The 20,395-nt window shown below is 67.3% G+C and carries 14 protein-coding genes; 1 reads left to right on the forward strand and 13 read right to left on the reverse strand.

Features of this window, described 5'->3' with window-relative positions; genetic code table 11:
- From J0L98_RS16990 to J0L98_RS17030, 9 genes are all read right to left on the reverse strand, one after another.
- The coding region (locus tag J0L98_RS16990) for a LutB/LldF family L-lactate oxidation iron-sulfur protein (RefSeq protein WP_296413018.1) at positions 1-1,397 on the reverse strand (1,397 nt) is incomplete at its 3' end.
- Position 1,398: 1 nt separating this feature from the next.
- Entirely contained in the window at positions 1,399-2,154 is a 756-nt protein-coding gene (locus J0L98_RS16995; RefSeq protein ID WP_296413020.1) for a (Fe-S)-binding protein, read from the reverse strand.
- 27 nt (positions 2,155-2,181) lie between these two features.
- Positions 2,182-5,397 carry a CHASE domain-containing protein gene (locus J0L98_RS17000; RefSeq protein WP_296413022.1) on the reverse strand — a complete coding sequence of 1,072 codons (3,216 nt, stop codon included), beginning with the start codon at positions 5,395-5,397 and terminating at the stop codon, positions 2,182-2,184.
- 115 nt (positions 5,398-5,512) lie between these two features.
- The gene (locus J0L98_RS17005; RefSeq protein WP_296413024.1) at positions 5,513-8,806 is read right to left on the reverse strand and encodes a type I restriction endonuclease subunit R; all 3,294 of its coding nucleotides are present in this window, start codon (positions 8,804-8,806) and stop codon (positions 5,513-5,515) included.
- On the reverse strand, positions 8,799-10,850 hold the full coding sequence (locus J0L98_RS17010; RefSeq protein ID WP_296413025.1) for an RNA-binding domain-containing protein: 2,052 nt from the start codon (positions 10,848-10,850) through the stop codon (positions 8,799-8,801). The genes J0L98_RS17005 and J0L98_RS17010 overlap by 8 nt, the downstream gene beginning before the upstream one ends.
- Positions 10,850-12,118, reverse strand: coding sequence for a restriction endonuclease subunit S (locus J0L98_RS17015; protein ID WP_365954986.1), 1,269 nt, complete (start codon positions 12,116-12,118; stop codon positions 10,850-10,852). The genes J0L98_RS17010 and J0L98_RS17015 overlap by 1 nt, the downstream gene beginning before the upstream one ends.
- The gene (locus J0L98_RS17020) at positions 12,108-13,706 is read right to left on the reverse strand and encodes a class I SAM-dependent DNA methyltransferase (RefSeq protein WP_296413027.1); all 1,599 of its coding nucleotides are present in this window, start codon (positions 13,704-13,706) and stop codon (positions 12,108-12,110) included. The genes J0L98_RS17015 and J0L98_RS17020 overlap by 11 nt, the downstream gene beginning before the upstream one ends.
- A gap of 119 nt (positions 13,707-13,825) precedes the next feature.
- On the reverse strand, positions 13,826-14,743 hold the full coding sequence (locus J0L98_RS17025; RefSeq protein ID WP_296413028.1) for a universal stress protein: 918 nt from the start codon (positions 14,741-14,743) through the stop codon (positions 13,826-13,828).
- Positions 14,740-17,427, reverse strand: a complete 2,688-nt coding sequence (locus J0L98_RS17030; protein WP_296413030.1) for an HAD-IC family P-type ATPase — start codon at positions 17,425-17,427, stop codon at positions 14,740-14,742. The genes J0L98_RS17025 and J0L98_RS17030 overlap by 4 nt, the downstream gene beginning before the upstream one ends.
- 225 nt (positions 17,428-17,652) lie before the next feature.
- Here J0L98_RS17030 and J0L98_RS17035 point away from each other — a divergent pair, with 225 nt between their 5' ends.
- The gene (locus tag J0L98_RS17035; protein ID WP_296413031.1) at positions 17,653-18,120 is read left to right on the forward strand and encodes a Spy/CpxP family protein refolding chaperone; all 468 of its coding nucleotides are present in this window, start codon (positions 17,653-17,655) and stop codon (positions 18,118-18,120) included.
- A gap of 18 nt (positions 18,121-18,138) precedes the next feature.
- On the opposite strand, the gene J0L98_RS17040 is transcribed toward J0L98_RS17035, so the two are convergent.
- The 4 genes from J0L98_RS17040 to J0L98_RS17055 all read right to left on the reverse strand — a co-directional run.
- Positions 18,139-18,702 carry a GNAT family N-acetyltransferase gene (locus J0L98_RS17040; RefSeq protein WP_296413033.1) on the reverse strand — a complete coding sequence of 188 codons (564 nt, stop codon included), beginning with the start codon at positions 18,700-18,702 and terminating at the stop codon, positions 18,139-18,141.
- A gap of 77 nt (positions 18,703-18,779) precedes the next feature.
- Positions 18,780-19,103, reverse strand: coding sequence for a hypothetical protein (locus J0L98_RS17045; RefSeq protein WP_296413035.1), 324 nt, complete (start codon positions 19,101-19,103; stop codon positions 18,780-18,782).
- A 138-nt stretch (positions 19,104-19,241) separates the two neighbouring features.
- Entirely contained in the window at positions 19,242-20,084 is an 843-nt protein-coding gene (locus J0L98_RS17050; protein ID WP_296413037.1) for an SDR family oxidoreductase, read from the reverse strand.
- 16 nt (positions 20,085-20,100) lie between these two features.
- On the reverse strand, positions 20,101-20,395 hold a 295-nt coding region (locus tag J0L98_RS17055), incomplete at its 5' end, for a hypothetical protein (RefSeq protein ID WP_296413039.1).

Consider the following 20,395-nt stretch of genomic DNA (forward strand, 5'->3'; position numbering starts at 1 on the left):
TTGCGGGTGTGCCACAGTTCGAGGAAGGTTTTGCCCTCGGGGGCGGGCAGGTCGCGCAGGGCCGTCCAGCCGCCGGCGAAGGGCAGGTGCCGGAGGCGCCCGTCGCGGCCGCCGAGGCCTTTCAGGGCCCGTGCGGCGAGGCGGTTGGCAAACTGGTACAGCCCCGGCCGTTCGGCCACGAAGCGCCACACGCCGAGGGCACGGCGTTGCACCGGTGGGCTGATGCCGCGCTGATGCTGCTGGTGGCGCAGCTCGCGCAGCAGCTCGGGCAGGGGGATGCGCACCGGGCACACCGACTGGCAGCGACCGTTGAGGGTGCAGGCGTTGGGCAGATCGTAGGTGGCGTCGAGGCCCACGAAGAGGGGGGTGAGCACCGAGCCCATGGGGCCGGGGTAGACCCAGCCATAGGCATGGCCGCCCACCGCGCCGTACACCGGGCAGTGGTTCATGCAGGCGCCGCAGCGGATGCAGCGCAGCATGTCCTGGAACTTGCCGCCCAGCATCTTTGAGCGGCCGTTGTCCACCAGCACCACGTGGAATTCCTCGGGGCCGTCCACGTCGCCCGGCCGGCGCGGACCGGTGGACAGGGTGGTGTAGGTCTCGGTCTCCTGCCCGGTGGCGCTGCGGGCCAGGATGCGCAGGAACAGGCTGACGTCTTCCAACGTGGGCACGATGCGCTCGATACCGCTGGTGACGATGTGCACCTTGGCCAGGGTCTGGGTCAGGTCGCCGTTGCCTTCGTTGGTGACGATGATGGATGAGCCGGTTTCGGCCACCAGGTAGTTGCCGCCGGTGATGCCCACGTCGGCCTTGAAATACTTGTCGCGCAGTACCAGGCGGGCCTCGGTGACCAGGTCGGCGACGGTGGTCTTGCGCGGACCGCCGTGGGCGGCCTCGAACAGCTCGGAAACCTGCTCCTTCGTCTTGTGGATGGCCGGGGCGATGATGTGAGAGGGAGGCTCCTTGGCAAGCTGGATGATGTACTCGCCCAGGTCGGTTTCGACCACGGTGTAGCCGCGCGCTTCCAGGGCCGCGTTGAGGTTCACCTCCTCCGACACCATGGACTTGCCCTTGGTGATGGTCCTGGCCTGCACCCGCTCGCAGATGCCCAGAATGATGTTGCGGGCTTCCCCGGCATCCCGCGCCCAATGCACGTGGCCACCGGCGGCGGTCACGGCGCTGTCGAAGCGTTCCAGGTAGTGGTCGAGGTTCTCCAGCACGTGGTTCTTCACGTCGCGGGCCTGGTCGCGCAGGGCCTCGAATTCGGGCAGGGCGGCGACCAGCTCGGCGCGCTTGTTCACAAAGCCCTTGCGCGACTGGCCGAGGGCCTGGCGCAGGGTGGGGTTGGCCAGGGCGATGACGGCCTTTTCCTTGAAGCGGGGGCTGCTGACGTCCATCTCAGCGCTCTCCGTCGCCGATGCCGCCGCCGGTGGCCATGCCGGCCAGCACCTCGGCGGTATGGAAGACCTTGAGCTTGGCGCCCTGGCGTCCCAGCCGCCCGGCCATATTCATCAGGCAGCCCAGATCCCCGCCCAGCAGGGTGTCTGCGCCGGTGGCGGCCACCTTGGCCAGCTTGTCGTCGACCATGCGGCCGGAGATCTCCGGGTATTTCACGCAGAAGGTGCCACCGAAGCCGCAGCACACTTCGGCATCCTGCATCTCGGTGAGCTGCAGCCCTTCCACCGAGCCGAGCAGCAGGCGCGGCTGGCCTTTGATGCCCAGGCTGCGCAGGCCGGAGCAGGAGTCGTGATAGGTGACGGTGCCGGTGTAGGCGGCGTTCACTGTGGTGACGCCGCACACGTCGGTGAGGAAGGACAGCAGCTCGTGGCTGCGGGCGGCCAGGGCCTCGGCGCGGGGGCGCCAGTCGGGGTCGTCCTCGAACAGTTTCGGGTAGTCGTGGCGCAGGGTGGCCATGCACGAGCCGGAGGGGCCGACCACGTAGTCGAAGCCCTCGAAGGCGGCGATGAGCTGCTTCGCCAGCGCCCGGGCGGCTTCGAAGTCGCCGCTGTTGTAGCCCGGCTGGCCGCAGCAGCTCTGGGCCAGGGGCACTTCGACGGTGCAGCCGGCGTCCTCCAGCAGCCGGGCGGCGGCAAAGCCGAGCGTGGGGCGGAAGAGGTTCATCAGGCAGGTGGCGTACAGACCGACGCGGGGCATGGGTGAATCCTTGAATGGGCGGAGTCGTCAGGTCCGGTCCGGCTGGCCTTCCTGCAGCCAGCGCAGCAGGGTGGTGTAGAGCAGGTCCGGGTCGACGGGTTTGGCGATGAAGTCATCCAGCCCGGCGGCGCGGCAGGCCTGACGATCCTCGTCGTAGGCGTTGGCGGTCATGGCCACCATGGGCGTGTGGGCGTAGCCGGGCAGGGCGCGGATCTGCCGGGTGGCGGCCAGGCCGTCGAGGACCGGCATCTGGATGTCCATCAGGATCAGGTCGTAGCGCCGGGCCGCGGCCATGCGCACGGCTTCGGCACCGTCGCCGGCCAGATCGGTATCCATACCGAGCACTTCCCGCAACATTTCCATACCCACCTCCTGGTTCACCAGATCGTCTTCGACGAAGAGGATGGACCGCCCCTGGTAATGGGTGCGCAGAGTCTCCTCGGCTTCCAGCCCGCTGGGGCCGCTGGCGGCCTCGGTCGGACAGGTGTCGACCTTCTTGAGCTGGGCGGTGAACCAGAAGGTGCTGCCCGGCCCCGGGTGATCGTCGATGCCGATCTCCCCACTCATCAGCTTGACCAGACGCTTGGAGATGGACAGGCCAAGGCCCGTGCCCCCGAAACGTCGGGTGGTGGAGCCGTCGGCCTGCTCGAAGGGTTCGAAGATGCGTTTCCGGGTGTCCGCGGCGATGCCGATGCCGTCGTCTTCCACTTCGATCCGCAGCAGAACGCTGTCGGCAGTCTCCGCGGCGATGCCGGCGCGGATGCGGACACCGCCCCGGGCAGTGAACTTGATTGCGTTGCCGACCAGGTTGAGCAGCACCTGTTGCAGGCGCAGGGGGTCGCCGAGTAGTGGCTGAGCGGCAAGGGCTGGCGCGATGCTGATGTCCAGACTGAGCCCCTTGGAGGCCACCTCTGCGCCGACCAGGCTGGCCACGTGGGTGCAGATCCCGTCAAAGCGGAAGGGAATGCTCTCGAGGGGCATGCGCTCCGCTTCAATGCGCGACAGCTCGAGGATGTCGTTGAGCAGCTGCATCAGGTGCTGGGCGGCGCGCCCCACGTTGGCCAGCTTGTCCTTCTGGGCCGGGTCGGTGTTGCGGCGGGTGAGCATGTGGTTGAGGCCGATGATGGCGTTCATCGGGGTGCGCAGTTCATGGCTCATGTTGGCCAGGAAGACGCTCTTGGCCCGGTTGGCGCTCTCGGCGGCTTCCTTGGCGATGGACAAGTCGGCGGTGCGGGCGGCGACCAGTTCCTCCAGGTGGTCCCGGTGGCGCTTCAGTTCGGCCTCGGTGCTCTTGCTGACGCTGATGTCGCGGGCGGTGGCGTAGATATAGCGCTGGCCGTCGGCGGTGACCACCGTGGAGGCGATGGTCACCGGGATCAGGCGGCCGTCCTTGTGCCGGTGGGTGGTTTCGAAGCGCTCGCCCCCGTAGGTATCGAGATTGGTCCGGTGGGCAGCCCACTGTGCTGCGTCGACGGCGGGGTCGATGTCGTGGACGCGCAGGCGGGTCAGTTCTTCCTCGGTATAGCCGAGCATCTGGCAGGCGGCCGGATTGACCCGCACGATGCGTCCGTCGTCGTCGATCCAGTGGGTGCCGTCGGAGGAGCGGTCCACCGAGACCATGGCCAGGGCCAGCTCCCGGTTCTTGGCGGCGATGTCGGCGGTCTGCTCCTCGACCTTGCGCTGGATGGTGGCGGCTCGGCCCGTCATGCCCAGCATCAGCGTTTGCAGCAGGGTGGCGAAGAGCAGACCCACGACGCCGACGGCCCAGGCCACCCAGGGGCGGGTGTGCTGCAGGTAGGCGTCGCTGGCGTGCACGTCCAGTTGCCACACCCTGTCACCCACCATGAGCTTGTTCTGCCAGCCGACCCGGTTTGGGCCACCGGGCCCGGCGCTGTGAAGCCGGGTGGTGAGAGGGCCGGCCAGGGGGTCGGTGAGGGTCAGGGATAGACCATTGGGTATGGCGTCCTGCACGGCCGCCTCCACCAGTGCATCGAGGTGGACCACGGCCACGGCGAAGCCCTGCAGCTGCCCCTCCTTGCCGTCCCTCCGCTGATGGTGATGGGCGGGGGCCAGCATCAGGACGGACCGCTCGCCGGGGGTGTCCTGGACGAGCTTGAGCGGTGCAGTGACTGCGAGGGTGGCGCCCTGCTGCATGGCACGCATCACCGCATCCCGGCGCAGGGGCTCGGAATGGATGTCGAAGCCGAAGGCGACCTGATTGGCGGACCGGGGCACGATGTGACTGACAGGTACGTATATGTCCCGACGCGCGGCCGTGACCAGCGCACCCCTGGCGTCGCGCTCGCTGATGCGGAACGCCGGCAGGCCGAGGCGCCGGGCCATGCTGCGCTCGAACTCGGCGCGCAGGGCGTCGGGGACGAGGGCGTTGAAGCTGAGGGCGGAAATGTCCGGGTTTTCCTGAAGGGTGGACAGGGTGTAGCGCTCGAACTGTTCGGGCGACAGATCAGGGTCCACTTCAATCAGGCGGCGCAGGGCATTGAGCGCCTCCTGGTGGATCAGCAGGCGGTTGGTGATGCGGTTCTGGAGGGCCATGGCATCTGTGCGGAGGCGGTCGGCCTGGCTCTGCTGCTCCCAGCGTCCGGTGAAGTAGATGGCAACGCCCACGCAGACCAGGGTAAGGACCATGGGCAGGGCCATCTGCTGCAGGCGGGAGCGCCACAGGGGGGCATGGCGTAGCAGCACCGACATGCACAGGGGCGCAAAGGTGAGGACGCCCAGGGTGTCGCCGACGAACCAGTTCCACCAGGCAAAGGCCCGCGCGGCGGGCGGCAGGACGTCCAGGGCGGCGAGGCTGGCGATGCCCACGCTGGCCGATACCAGGCATGCCAGGGGGCCGCCGATCATAAGGAAAACGATGACGCCCCGCTCATGTTCAAGCCTGTGCCAGCGTTCGCCCACCATGCGCCGGATGAGCAGGCGGCCCGCCCAGGCCTGGGCCGTCGCACCGCTGGCGATCAGGAGGGCCACGGCGAGCGTGGTACTGGACAGGCTGTGGCTGCTCAGGGCCAGCGAGCTGTTGAGGCCGGCCGATCCGAGCCAGATGCCGGGCAGGGCACGCCTGCCGAAGATCAGGGTGGCCGCCAGGGCCAGCCCGGAGGCGGGAAAGATGGGGCTGGCGTAACCCGGAGCGATGGCAAAGATCAGCCCGAGACCGCCCAGAACCAGGTAGGCCAGGGCGATCGAGAGTGTCCGTCCGATCTCGGTGAAGAGGTGGGATTTCAAGGGAAGGGCGCGCAGCGGCGCGGCGCAGTGTCGGTTCAAATTTGGTTTTGGTGAGTCTAGGTCAGAATCGGGGTGGCTGTGGTGATCCAGGCGCGTGGGCGGGGCAGTTTTGCGCTCACCCCGCCATCCACGCCTCGCCCAGTGCCTTCGCCTGTTGCAGCACCAGTTCCACCGCCCCGTCCTGCTGATCCGGCGGGTATTTGTACTTGCGCAGGATGCGCTTGACCATCAGGCGCAGCTTGGCGCGCACGCTCTCCCGCTCCGACCAATCCACGGTCAGGTTCCTGCGCAGGTTCTCGGTGAGTTCGTGGGCGATCTTCTTGAGGGTCTCGTCGGAGAGCTCGCGCACTGCCGACTCGTTGTCGACCAGAGCGTCGTAGAAGCGGACTTCGTCTTCGGAGAGGCCCAGCGCCTCGCCGCGGCTGGCGGCGGCGTGGAACTTCCTGGCCATCTCGATCAGTTCCTCGATCACCTGGGCGGTCTCGATGGCCCGGTTCTGGTAGCGCTTCACCACGTGGGCCAGAAGCTCGGAGAACTTCTTCTCCTGCACCACGTTGCCCGCAAAGCGGCTCCTGATCTCGCCTTCCAGCAGGCGCTCCAGGAGTTCCACCGCGAGATTACGTTCCGGCAGGTTGCGCACCTCGGCCAGAAACGCCTCGTCGAGAATGCCGATGTTGGGCTTGTCGAGGCCAACAGCCTCAAAGACGTCCACAACCTCCTCGGAGACCACCGCCGAGCCGATGATCTGGCGTATGGCCAGCTCCCGTTCCTCGTCGGTCTTCTTCTTCCGGGTCAGGTCGCGCTTGGTGAGGATGATCTTCACCGCCTGGAAGAAGGCCACTTCCTCGCGCACCGCCTTGGCCTCGTCCAGCGTGCAGCACAGGGTGAAGGCCTTGGACATGGCCACCGCCTGGTCGGCGAAACGCTTCTTGCCGTCCTTGATGCCCAGCACGTGGTTGGCGGCGCCCGCCAGGCAGGTATGGATGCCCCTTGGTGGCTGCTCCGCAGCCCCCGTCCCCCGAGGGGAAGCGGCAACGTGGGGGCGGCCCTGCGTTGCCGGATGACCGGCGCTCAGGAAGTCGGAGTAGTCGAAGCCGTGAAGCAGCCCGCGCAGGATGTCGAGCTTCTCTTCCAGCACCGCGTAGGCCTCGGCGGCGTCCACCGTCGGGCGGCCGCGGCCCTTGCTGGCGGTGTAGTCCTTCAGTGCCGACTTCAGTTCGTTGGCGATGCCGATGTAGTCCACCACCAGCCCGCCCTGCTTGTCCTTGAAGACGCGATTCACCCGGGCGATGGCCTGCATCAGGTTGTGGCCCTTCATGGGCTTGTCCACGTACAGGGTATGCACGCAGGGCGCGTCGAAGCCGGTCAGCCACATGTCACGCACGATCACCAGGCGCAGCGGGTCGGCCGGGTCCTTGAAGCGTTTTTCCAGCCGCTTCTTGACCTGCTTGCTGTAGAGGTGGGGGCGCAGCAGCGCCTTGTCGCTGGCCGAGCCGGTCATCACGATCTTGATGGCGCCCTTCTCGGGGTCTTCGTCGTGCCATTCGGGCTTGATCCGGACGATCTCGTTGTAAAGATGCACGCAGATGTCGCGGCTCATCGCCACCACCATCGCCTTGCCAGCCTGGGCCTTGTTGCGCTCCTCGAAGTGGGCCACCAGATCGGCCGCCACGCTGGCGATGCGGGGCTCGGCGCCGACGACCTTCTCCAGCGCCGCCCACTTGCTCTTCAGGCGGGCCTGCTGGCTTTCCTCCTCGTCCTCGGCCAGCTCGTCCACCTCGTCGTCGATGTGCGGCAGTTCGTCGGCCTTCAGGGACAGCCTGGCCAGCCGAGACTCGAAGTAGATCGCCACCGTGGCGCCATCCTCCTTGGCCTGTTGCATGTCGTAGATGTGGATGTAGTCGCCGAACACCGCACGGGTGTCCCGGTCCTCGCTGGACACCGGCGTGCCGGTGAAGGCCACGAAGGTGGCGTTGGGCAGCGCGTCGCGCAGGTGCTGGGCGTAGCCGACGACATAGGCTGCCCGGGGCTCGGCCGCCAGGGGCGCCGCCGCTCCTGCAGGGGCGAATTCATTCGCCCATCCGTGTTGATTGGCTGCCTCGCCCTGCGGCACGGACTGCGGGCGAATGAATTCGCCCCTACGCAGCTTGAGCTTCGCCTCGAAGCCGTACTGGGTGCGGTGGGCCTCATCGGCGATGACCACGATGTTGTGGCGGTCGGAGAGCTGTGGAAAGACGTCCTCGTCCTCGCCCGGCATGAACTTTTGGATCGTCGCGAACACGATGCCACCGGACGGGCGCTTGGCCAGGAGCCGGCGCAGATCCTGCCGGGTGTTGGCCTGCACCGGCTGCTCCCGCAGCAGATCCTGGGCCAGCGAGAACACGCCGAAGAGCTGGCCGTCCAGGTCATTGCGGTCGGTGATGACGACGATGGTGGGGTTCTCCATCGCCGTGTCCTGCATCACCCGGGCGGCGAAGCAGGTCATCGTGATGCTCTTGCCGCTGCCCTGGGTGTGCCACACCACGCCGCCCCTGCCCTTGGTGGCCGCGGCGCCACCAGGGCGCGACGCCGCGATCACCTGCTGGATCGCCGCCCGAACCGCGTGGAACTGGTGGTAGCCGGCGATCTTCTTGACCAGCCCGCCATCGTCCTCAAACAGCACGAAGTAGCGCAGATAGTCGAGCAGCGGCCCCGGGGCGAGCACGCCGCGGATCAGGGTTTCCAGCTCGTTGAACTCGCCCAGCGGGTCGAGGGTGACGCCATCGATGGTGCGCCACTGCATGAAGCGCTCGGCGTCGGCCGACAAGGCGCCCATGCGGGCGTCCGAGCCGTCGGAGATCACCAGCACCTCGTTGTACTGGAACAGGTCCGGCGTCTGGGCCTTGTAGGTCTGGAGCTGCTCGAAGGCCTTCCAGATATCGGCGTTCACGTCGGCCGGGTTCTTCAGCTCGATGACCACCAGGGGCAGGCCATTCACGAAGAGCACGATGTCCGGCCGGCGGGTGTGGTGCGGGCCTTTTACGGTGAACTGGTTGATCGCCAGCCATTCGTTGTTCGATGGTTCAGCCCAGTCGATCAGGCGGGCAAAGTCACCCAGGGTTTCGCCGCCACGCTGCACCTCGACCGGCACGCCGGTGACCAGCAGCTGGTGAAGCCGCCGGTTGGCCGACAGCAGCGCGGGGATGCCCAGGTCCACTACCTGTTGCAGCGCATCCTCCCGCGCCGCGGTGGTGAGCTGCGGGTTGAGGCGGGCGATGGCCGCGCGCAGACGCTCGACCAGCAGCACCTGCTGGTAGCTGCTGCGCTCGGGGCGCTCGCCGTCCGGGGCCAGCGCCGGGCCGTAGAGCGGCGTGTAGCCGACATCGGACAGCCAGACTAGTGCTTCCTGTTCGAGCAGGTCTTCAGTCATGAGGGGAAGCCCGTTGTCCAGGGGGATTGTTGGCCGTACGGTAAGCCTGCCTCTCGTGGGTCGGCTTGGATGGAAAGGCAGGCTCCAGCAAGCCGTCCTTGACCATTCTGGATAGATGGCGCTGGCGCAGGCCATCGGGATCGCGTTGGACGAGTGTTGCCAGCACCGAGCGCGTTACAAACTGCGCCTTGCAGATCGCCAGAATGACCTCTTCCATCTTTTCCGGCTCCAGACGTTCCTTTCGTCTAGGTTCGTCAGCAAGCGCATAAAGCTGTGCCAGGAATGCGGGAGACAAGCGTGAAAGGTCGTCGATGATCGGTGCGTTCAGCAAGGCGCTAATCCAGCGTCCCAGGCTGTCCCGCTCTCCATTACCCATCCCAGAACGCTCGGAGCTGGGGGCGCTATGCTCGGAGCTGGGGGCGCTATGCTCGGAGCTGGGGGCGCTATGCTCGGAGCTGAGCTCCGAACGTCCGGACGCATGCGCGTGCAGCGCCGGCTCCAGGCCAAGAAAGCTCGGTTCATCAAAGACCTGCTCGGGCGTCGGAAGCGTCTCACCCGGGAGGAAATAGACGGTTCCGCGCGACTTGCCATCCGATTCCAGCATTTCATCACGCACCAGGCGGGCGAGCATCTGGCTCAAGTCGTGCGGGTGAGCATTGCAGATCTCCTGCAACCGGGTATGGCTGACCACCCGCTCGATCGCTGCCGTGGCCAGAATGAGACGCGCCGTGTGGTCGAGCGCATTGAAAGCCCGCCCAAACCGGACCTTCAGATCACGCATCACATGCTCGGGCAACAGATCGAGCATGCGCAGCTCAAGCAGCGTCTGCTCCGGCTCATCCTTCTGGCGCAGGGCAGGAGGACGCCAGTGCTGGCTGCGCCAGCCGCTGTAGATCTTCGGGATACCCGACCCCGCCCGCTCCCCCAGGCCGATCATCAGGAACATCTGGTGGAGGATGCGATTGCGGCAGTCGCTCTCGCCCCCGCGCACCACCTGCTCGATGGGCAGGCGCAAGCCGCCCGGGTTACGAAAGCCGAACATGTCCGGGCGCTTGACGACCAGCACCGACACCCGGCCCGTGTAGTCGGCGTGAACCAGCGTGTTCACCAAGGCTTCCCGCAAGGCCACATGCACTGGCGTGTCCTCCTGCCGCAGCCCATCCTTCAGTGCGAAAGGAACCTTCAAGTCGGTGACGAGCTTGCGGTAGACCCGCCGATAGAAGTCGAACAGGTTCCCCGACCACGCGCCATCGGGCGCCAGCCGATCGACCCAGCGCAACTCGGCCTTGGCCTCGGGCCGCTCCTGGTAGTCGACGAAGTAGTGCGGCGCGCCCTCCTGAATCGATGCCCAGCGGCCGAACATCAGCAAGCCCGCCAGCGTCAGTCCTGCCTCGCCGCTGTGGCGGTCGCGCCGCCAGCCCCGCAGGCTTTTCAGGAACTCAAAATCGTCCTGCTCCAGGTAGGGGTGCCCCGGTTTCTCGTCCCGCAGCATCTGCCGGAAGATGCGCAGGCTATCGGGATCGATGTCATCCATGCCGAAGCCGGTGAGGATGCGTGCGTCCCGCTCGTCCTCGACCTGCTCGGCGAGCATCCGCTTGACCGTTTCGTCGTCGCACTGGCGGTCGCCATCGTTCAGACGCCGCCATGTGTTGCCCAGCGGCTGGCCATGCAGGAACACCGGGCGCTGCTTGCGTGTCGCCGCGGGGATGCGCACAACCAGCACAGACTTGCCGTCTACCTGCGCCTCCTCGACATCCGAGTCCGTGAGCAGATTGGCGCTGACCTTGGCCCGGTTGTTGAGGGTGTTGAACAGGTCACCCCGCAGCTTGGTCGCGTTCTCGAGCCCGGCGATGCTGAACTGGCCGTTCTTCTCGCGCACGCCGAGGAGCACGACACCGCCATGGGCGTTCGCCATCGCGGAATAGGTCAGCCAGAAGTCCTTGGGAATCTCGCCCTTGCCGTCCTGCCCCTGGGCCAGCTTGCATTCCAGATCAATGGTTTCGGCAAGCCGGCCAAGGTCGTCGAGGGTGCGCAGGTCGAACATCAGGCAACTTCCTCAAGGATCGCTTCCGCCTCGGGGAGCCGCAACTGGCCGGAGATCAGGCGGGGGAGCAGGGTGTCGCGGAGAGTGGCGAGGGTTTGGGCTTGTCTCAAGTTATGCCTGACCCGCTGATGTAACGGCAAGGCAATCGCTTCATATGCGGCAACACATTCAGATGCCGGTAACAGATACGGCAGACCGTGAACGTGGTTTCGATTGAGTGTCGGAACCGCCGACCCTGCATTGAATGCCATGAAGTCCAAGGTCTTGAGAAGTTCGTACGCGTAGCACGCTTCGGCGGCGCGGAACTCCTTGACCCATAGCGTAGTGTTGAGCGGCCAAAAATCGTCTAGTTCTAGAAAGACTTTCCCAAGCACGCCTGACCGCCCTGTTACCACTCCAGGTCCCTTCACCATTGGGACGGAATGAGAGCCCGAAGGTCCGCTAGCAGCAATGATTGGGTAGTTGCCGGGGATACGATCCGCTGCGGGCAGATCGAATCCACGTTGCAGCAGAAGCAAATCTTCCAGCTTTCCTACCCGCCACCCCTTCGGCACCACCCCCAGCTCCGACTCCTCGAACCCATCCGGAAACAGCGCCGCCGTCGCATCAATCATCCCTTCCGGGGCGAGCCCTTGCTGCCTGGCGAGGACGGGGTCGAAGTCGACGAACCAGGACTTGAACAGCGCCTGGGCGATGGCTTCGAGGGAGGTGTTGGTTTCGCGCAGGAGGGCTATGCGGTCGTCGAGGGCGTCCAGCGTTTGAGCAATTTCTTGCTGCGCTTGTAGAGGAGGTAGATAAATTGGAACTGCTGAAAGAATGCCCGTGTTGAGATTTGGCATGGTCGCGCCTACGGCATGACGAACCAGCCATTCTTTGATACTGGGCAGTCGTAAGCAGTGAGAAACGAACTTTGCCGTGGCGATGGATTCATCCCCTAGCCTGACTTTGAGACACCCTGTTCCACAAAGCCAGCCTACATCGCGCGATCTAATTAAGGCGTTCTTCGTCACATCGCCACGGCGACTGAAAACGATGTCACCTAACTGGAGTTTGTGCTGGGAAAGTCGATCTACGTCGGTTTGGGCAATACGAGCAATGCCCTCCTCAACAATGCCTCCATCCCCAATGTTCGTCGGCATGACCACAGGAATGCCTGACTCCCTGTAATCGGACGTGTGGAGCTGGCTCCCGAACGGCCCAGTCTGTATCGCACCTCCTTGAAGCTCGCAGATTCTGCCCAGCGTCATGTCCCGCCACTCAGAACTCATACCCCAACCCCCCCAGCTTCCGCCGGATCAACGCATCCAGCTCCGCCCCCTTGGCCATCTGCTCGCCCAGCTTCTCGGTGAGCGACCGCATCTTGTCGGCAAAGGCCTCGTCGTCGTCCTCCACCGCCTCGGCGCCCACGTAGCGGCCGGGGGTGAGCACGTGGCCGTGCTCGGCGATCTCGGCGAGCGCAACGCTGCGGCAGTAGCCGGGCTGGTCGGCGTAGTCGCCGGCGTCTGCTTCGCCGCGCCAGGCGGCGACGGTGGCGGCGATGCGGGCTATGACTTCGTCGGTCAGCTCGGCCTGCACCCGGCTGATCATGCGGCCGAGCTTGCGGGCGTCGATGAACAGCACTTCGCCGGGGCGGGCGGTCTTCTTTTTGGCCAGGAACCACAGGCAGGCGGGGATCTGGGTGTTGAAGAAGAGCTGGCCGGGCAGGGCGATCATCACCTCCACCACGTCGGCCTCCACCATTGCGGCGCGGATCTGGCCTTCGTTGTTCTGGCTGGAGCTCATGCTGCCGTTGGCGAGCACGATGCCGGCGCGGCCGCTGGGCGCGAGGTGGTGGAGCATGTGCTGCAGCCAGGCGTAGTTGGCGTTGCCCTGGGGCGGGTCGCCATACAGCCAGCGAGGGTCGCCCTCCAGGCTGCCGTGCCACCAGTCGCTGATGTTGAAGGGCGGGTTGGCGAGGATGAAATCGGCCCGCAGATCGGGGTGCTGGTTGCGGGTGAAGGTGTCGGCGGGCTCCTTGCCCAGGTTGAAGTCGATGCCGCGGAGGGCAAGATTCATGGCGGCGAGGCGCCAGGTGGTGGGGTTGGATTCCTGCCCGTAGATGGACACGTCGCCGAGCTTGCCGCCGTGGGCCTCGATGAACTTTTCGGACTGCACGAACATGCCGCCGGAGCCGCAGCAGGGGTCGTACACCTTGCCATGGTGGGGGGCGAGCACGGCCACCAGGGTCTTGACGATGCTGGCGGGGGTGTAGAACTGGCCGCCCTTCTTGCCTTCGGCGCTGGCGAACTGGCCGAGGAAGTATTCGTACACCTGGCCGAGCACGTCGCGGGCGGTACCGGGGTCGTCCCCAAAGCCGATGGTGGAGACGAGATCCACCAGCTCGCCGAGCTTGCCGTCGGGCAGCTGGGCGCGGCCGTAGCGCTTGTCGAGTATGCCCTTGAGCTTGGGGTTCTCCTGCTCGATGACGGTCAGCGCCTCGTCGATGCGTTTGCCGATGTCGGTCTGCTTGGCGGCGGCGCGGAGCTGTTCCCAGCGGGCGGCCTCGGGCACCCAGAAGACGTTGACCTCCTTGTAGTAGTCGCGGTCTTCCAGCTCGTCGGCCAGCATCTCGGCATCGCACTCGTGCAGGAAGTAGTCGTCGGCTTCGTCAGTGAAGCGGAGGGTCAGCTCGGCCCGGCGGGCGGCGAAGGTGTCGGAGACGTATTTGAGGAAGATGAGGCCCAGCACCAGGTGCTTGTATTCGGCGGCGTCCATGTTGGCGCGCAGCTTGTCGGCGGTCGCCCAGAGGGTTTTTTTTATGTCTTCGAGCATGCGGGGGAGAGGCGTACTGCTTGGGTGGTCGGGGCGGCGGAGCACGGCGGCGTGACGGGCCTCGGGTGCCCTGTTGGCATGCCGATGCCTTTGCCGGACAAAGGCGAACAGGTTACACCGGGACAGGAAGCCCGGGCCAGTCGGCGCGGGTGTGCACGCCAGGTCTAGAGGTGTGGGCTCGCTGGGCGACGCGGGTCGGGGATGATCAGCACGTCGCACCGGGATTCACTCAGGACGCGCCGGGTGACGCTGCCGAGGAGCAGTTCTTCGGTCAGTTCGGTGCCGTGCTTGCCAATCAGGATAAGGTCGGCGTCATGTTCATGCTCATGGGCGATGATCTGCTGGGCGGGGTCGCCGTGGGGTACAAGCACCGAGTAGCAGCCCGGTGCGACCCCGGCGTCGGCGGCAAGGGCGTGGAGATGCTGCAGGGCGTCCTCGCGCCGCCTGCGCCGGTAGGTGTGGATTGCGGCCTTGTCGACGCCGGCATAGCTGAGCCGGCCTTCGAAGGGTACGTGGAAGACGTGCATCAGAATGAGGTGGGCGCCAGGCGTGAGCCGGCGGGCCAGACGCAGGGCTTCGGTCGATGCGGGCGAAAAATCCACGGGCACGAGTACGCGGCGGTAGGGCTGCTGGGGGGCCAGTTTGACCATCAGCACCGGTCGCGCGGTGCTCTTGCGCAGCAGGCGGGATGCCGTGGAACCGAGCAATGCGTGGCGCAGGACGGCTTCGCCGCGGGCACCGACCACCAGCAGGTCGGCGTCGACGGCATCGGCATTGGCGGTGATCACGTCGGTGGGGGATCCGCAGCGGACCTGCTGGCTCGCCGCAACGCCATGATGGTGGGCGGGGTCGGCGAGCTGCCCGGCAAGGGCCTCCCGGGCTTCGGCCTCGAGACCTTGGGTGATCTGTGCCGATCCATCGCCCAGCAGGCCGCGCAGGGTGTCGAGGGGCCCCAGGTGCAGGGCATGGAGTACGGTGTAGCGGGCGCCGCTGGCGGCGGCCAGTTGGAACCCCCGATTCACGGCGTGCCGGGCGGGCGGGGACAGGTCGGTGGCCGCCACGATGTGCCGGATGGGCGTCATCGTCCTTCCTCCGGAGAGTGGGTGCCAAGGCGCAGGATGAGCTTGCGGGTTTCGTCGAGGAGCAGGGTGCTGGAGGCGACCAGCGCGGCCATGCCCCATTCGCCGGGTTGCAGGCTCACGGTGTCGAAGAGGGCCTGGGCCGGACCCCAGTGGACCACCAGCACCTGCAGCCCGACTACCGCCAGCAGGGCGGTCCACAGCTTGCCGTTGCTGAAGAACTGGGCGTTGAAGGTGCTGCCATGCTCGACGCGGGCGTTGAAGATGTTGAAGAACTGGAACAGCACGAAGGTGGTGAAGGCGAGGGTGCCGGCGAGCAGCGGGCCGCCCCGGGCCAGACCCCAGGCGTAGATGCCGAGGGTGCCGGCGGCCATGGTCAGCCCGTAAAGGCCGATGCGCCACAGGCGCTGCCCGGACAGGATGGCGGCGCCGGCGGCCCGGGGGGGCTGCTGCATGATGCCGGGGCGGGCGGGCTCGACGCCCAGGGTCATGGCCGGGGGGCCGTCCATGATGATGTTGACCCACAGGATCTGGATGGCGGTGAAGGGCGTGGCGAAGCCCAGGAAGGGGGCGCCGAGCACGGTGAGGATGGCGCCGATGTTGGTGGATAGCTGGAAGCGCACGAACTTGACGATGTTGTCGTAGAGGGTGCGGCCTTCCTCGATGGCCCGCACGATGGTGGCGAAGTTGTCATCGGCCAGCACCATGGTGGCGGCCTCCCGGCTCACCTCGGTGCCGGTGATGGCCATGGCCACGCCGATGTCGGCGGCCTTCAGGGCCGGGGCGTCGTTGACGCCGTCACCGGTCATGGCGACCACGTGGCCGCCGGCCTGCAGGGCCTCGACGATGCGCGTCTTGTGTTCCGGGGTGACCCGGGCGAACACGGCTGCGCTTTCCACCAGGCGCTGCAACTCGACGGCGCTCAGGCCGTCCAGCTCGCGGCCTTCATGGGCGCGTCCGACGAGGCCCAGCTCGGCGGCAATGGCGGCGGCGGTGGCGCGGTGGTCGCCGGTGATCATCTTCACCTGCACGCCGGCAGCGCGGCAGACGCGGATGGCCTCCTTCGCTTCCGGGCGGGGCGGGTCGATGATGCCCACCAGGGCGGTCAGGGTGAGGTCATGGGTCCAGCCCTGCAGGTCGCCGGCCGGGTCGAAGTCGGCGGCGGGGATGCGGCGCCCGGCCAGGGCCAGCACCCGCAGGGCCTGGCCGGCGAGGGCTTCATTGGCCGCGCGGAGGGTGTCGCGGGAGGCCGCGTCGAGAGAGGCCTCCCCGCTGTCCACCTGGTAGCGGGTGGCCCGGGCGAGCAGCACGTCAGGGGCGCCCTTGACCCACATGCGCACCTGGTCGCCGTCCCGGTGGAAGGTGGCCATGAACTTGTTGTCCGAGTCGAAGGGAATCTCGGCGATGCGGGGGCAGTCGGCCGTCAGCTGGCCCGGGTTGATGCCGCCCCGGATGGCCAGGGCCAGCAGGGCACCCTCGGTGGGGTCGCCGATGAGCTGGCCGTCGACGATGCGCGCGTCGACGCACAGGGCGGCGGGGCGCAGCACCGCCGAGAGCTCGGGCAGGGCTGCGCCATCCGGCGCGCTGATCTGGCCGTCACCGGTGTAGCCTTCGCCGCTCACCGCGTACTGGCGGCCACCGAAGATCAGGGCACGGGCAGTCATCTGGTTGAGGGTCAGGGTGCCGGTCTTGTCGGAGCAGATCACCGTGGTGCAGCCCAGGGTTTCCACCGAGGCCAGCTTTTTGACGATGGCATTGCGCCCGGCCATGCGGTGCATGCCCAGCGCCAGGGTGACGGTGACCACGGCCGGCAGGCCTTCGGGGATGGCTGCCACGGCCAGGGCAATGGCGGTGAGGGCGGTGTCCATGAGGTCGTCGCCCCGGGCCAGGCCGGCGCCGAACATCAGGGCCACCACCACGCCGGCGATCAGGGCCAGGCGCTTGCCCAGGGTGTCGAGCTGGGCCTGCAGCGGCGTGGCCGGCTCGCTGGTGTCGCCGAGCAGGCCGGCCAGGCGGCCCATCTCGGTGTCCATGCCGGTGGCGGTGACCACCGCTTCCAGGCGGCCCCGGGTGACCACGGTGTTCATGAAGATCATGCCCTGGTGTTCGGCCAGGGGGGTATCGGCGGCCACGGCCGCGGGGGCCTTGGCGACGGGGGCGGATTCGCCGGTGAGGGTCGCCTCGGCCACTTCGGCGGCGTGGGCATCCAGCACCCGTGCGTCGGCCGTGACCCGCTCGCCGGCTTCGAGCAGGAGCAGGTCGCCGGTGACCAGCGTGGCGGCATCGACCACCGCCACTTCGCCGTTGCGACGCACCCGGGCGGTGGGTGCGAGCATGTCGTGGAGGGCGGCCAGCGCCCGCTCGGCGCGGTTCTCCTGGATGTAGCCGAGGGTGGCGTTGAGGAGCACGACCACGCCGATCACCGCGGCGTCCTTGACTTCGCCGAGCAGGCCGGCCAGCACGGCCGCTGCCAGCAATACCAGCACGAGCAGGTTGGCAAACTGGTCGAGGAAGCGCCGCCAGGCCGGACGTGGGGGCTTCTGGCGCAGGCGGTTGGGGCCTTGGGCGAGGAGGCGGGCGGCCGCATCGGCGGCGTCCAGGCCGACGGCCGGGTTGCAGCCGAGTGCTCCGGCAACATCAGGGGCGGCAAGGGCGTGCCAGGTTCCGGGGGGAGGGTGGGTGTTCATGGCGGGCGGTCCGTGCTTCGCGGTGCGCGCTCGGGGCCCGCCAGCGCGGGGGCTGAGGCGGCGGGGCGCATCGCTGCTTCATGGTATGCCTGCGCGGCCTTGCGATCCAGACGGATTATTCTCTGCGCTGTTTCGGAAAAGCCGAACTGTCGCCGTGGCGTGGACTAAGCTGGTGGCGTAGTGCCGGAAGGTTTCCGGCACGGCTCTTGTTCAAGGAGATCGATCATGACCCGTTTCCACCACGCTTTTCCAGCGCTTGCCCTTTCCCTGCTGCTGGGCGTTGCCGCCATGCCCGCCCTGGCCGACATGCCCTGCGGCCCCATGGGGGGAGGCATGCGCGAGCACCGGGCAGAGCGCATGGAGCAGCACCACCGCAAGCTGCATGAGGCCCTCAAGCTCAACCCCGAGCAGGAGGTGGCCTGGAAGAAGCTGATCGAGTCGGAGCACCCCATGGGCAAGGGCCGTCGTGACGCAGCGAATGCGGGCGATGCCGCCAGTCTGACCACCCCCGAGCGGGCCGAGCGCATGCTGGAGCACATGAAGGCCCACCAGGCCGCCATGGCTGACCATATTGTCGTGCTCAAGGCCTTTTATGCCCAGTTGAGCCCCGAGCAGCAAAAGATCTTCGACGACGCCCACCGGGGTGGCCGCCGGGGAATGCGTGGTAAGGGCATGGGTCCGGGGCAGTCCTGAACACGACGGCGGGGTCGCTCAGCCCCGCTGTTTCTGCCAGCCATCGCGGTCGAGCCGGTACAGGCAGTGCGCCCGTAATGGGCTGCCTGGCGGTACGGCCGGATGGTCGAAGTCCTCATCGGTCCGGCGCATGCCGATGCGTTCCATCACCGCCCGGGAGCGCAGGTTGCCCAGGGTGGTGAAGGACACGATTTCCTGCAGTTCCAGTGTTTCGAAGCCGACCCGCAGGGCCGCGCAGGCGGCCTCGGTGGCCAGGCCCCGACCCCAGTACGCCCGGGCCAGACGCCAGCCCACTTCCACGCAGGGTGAAAAGGGGAGTTCGGCGAGGGGCACATGGAGCCCCACGAAGCCGATGAAAGCGCCGCTTTCCTTCAGTTCCGCAGCCCAGAAGCCCCAGCCCCGTTCCGCGATCAGGGTCTGGCAGCGTCGGGCCAGGGCGTCACTCTCCCGGCGTTGGAGGGTAGCCGGAAAGTGGGCCATCACGTCGGGGTCGGCGTTGAGGGCGGCGAAGGGCGTCAGATCATCTTCGCGCCACTGGCGCAGACGCAGGCGAGGAGAGTCGGGCTCGATGGGGCCGGGCATGGGCAGCGGTCTGACGCGGGGGGTGGGGCGCCATTCTAGTGCCTGCCCGGCCGGACCGGTACGCGGGCCGGCGGGCGTCAGGGGGTGTTGTCACCCCCGATGCCTGCGTGGCGGAAGCGCCTTACGGTTTCTTCGTGCAGGGCGTTGACGGGTGCGGTGCCCGCGGCAGGTGCCTCGGGTGCCCATTGGGTGCTGCCGATGGAGCCGAGGTTGATTCTGCGGGCCGGGCTGCGTTCGATCCGGGTGCCCTCTCCGCCTCCGCCGAAGTTCTCGAAGAACCCGGTGGCGGAGATACCTTCGGGCGAGTAGTGGGCTTGCCAACCGGCGTGGGCCGGGGCTGCGGCAGCGGCGGCAGCGATCAGGATGGCGAGGATGCGTCTTTGTCGTGCTTGTCTTTTCATGATGATCTCTCTGATACGGGAATGGGCTGGGGGGCAGGGCTGTATCGGCTTGTGGGTGCAGACTTCCTTTCTCTCCGTGGGCGCCGGAGGAGTGCGTGAAGCTCAGTGCCTTATCGCTGCGGCGGCCTCGTCGGTGCGTCAGCCGGTGAGGCCGAAGAAGGCGTGCACCCGGCGCTCGAAGGCGGCCGGATCGAGGCTGCGTTTCCAGGTTTCGCCCAGTACTGCCTCTTCGCCTACCGGCACCCGTGCCGGGCTGGCGGGGTTGGTGATGACCCGCAGGATGGCTTCGGCAACGCCTGCGGGGTCCGGCCCCTCGTTGATCCGTTGGGCCACGGCCGGAAGCAGCTGGTCGGCCAGCGGCGCGTAGGCCGAGCTGGCGGCGGTGGTGCTGCTGTTGGCGGCAAGGCCGCGGCGGACGAAGTCGGTGCGGAACAGCCCGGGGGCGACGGTATGCACGCGGATGCCGAAGTCGCGCAGTTCGATCCGCAGGGAGTCGGTGATGCCTTCGACGGCATACTTGCTGGCGTTGTAATGGGTCAGCAGGGGCAGGCCCATGTGGCCGAGGAAGGAGCCGACGTTGACGATGACGCCGCCACCGGATCGGCGCATGGCGGGAATGGCGGCGCGGCAGAGGCGCAGCACGCCGAACACATTCACGTCGAACTGGCGGATGAATTCTTCGTCGGTGCCGTCCTCGACGCTGGCGACGAGGCCGTAGCCGGCATTGTTGACCAGCACATCAAGGCGCCCCGCCGTTCGGAGGGCGCTGGCCACGGCCCGGTCGACCGAGGTGCTCTCCTGCACATCCAGCGGTACCGGGATGATCCGGTCCGCGAGCTCATGGGCGTGATCTTCCAGAGTGCGGCGGCCCGCATCGCTGCGGTAGCCGGCAAAGACGCGGTAACCCTGTCGGGCAAGGCAGAGGGTGGTTTCCAGGCCCATGCCGCTGGTGGCACCGGAAACGAGGACGACGGCGGACATTTCTTTCTCCTTGAGCTTAGGTTTCGGGGAGTGAGTGGCCCCCTGGGGCCGGTCTGGCAAAGTGGTGGAGGAGGAACAGGGCGACTGCAGCCTGGGCGGCAACCGCGGTGGCAGGTAGGCCGGCCAGCACCGCACCGCCACTGGCGAGGGCCGGGGGGTGGCGCAGTCGACCCGCCTGCAGGGCGAGCAACAGACCGCAGCCCACCAGCCAGTGCAGGCCGGTGCCCAGCGCTTTCGGCAGTACGGCCGCGGCGGCTGGTGCCAGCGCCGCCGCGCCCCCGGCCCGGGCTGCGGCGAGGAGGTGGCCGGCC

It is taken from the genome of Zoogloea sp. (genome assembly GCF_017302315.1).
Lineage (GTDB): Bacteria > Pseudomonadota > Gammaproteobacteria > Burkholderiales > Rhodocyclaceae > Zoogloea.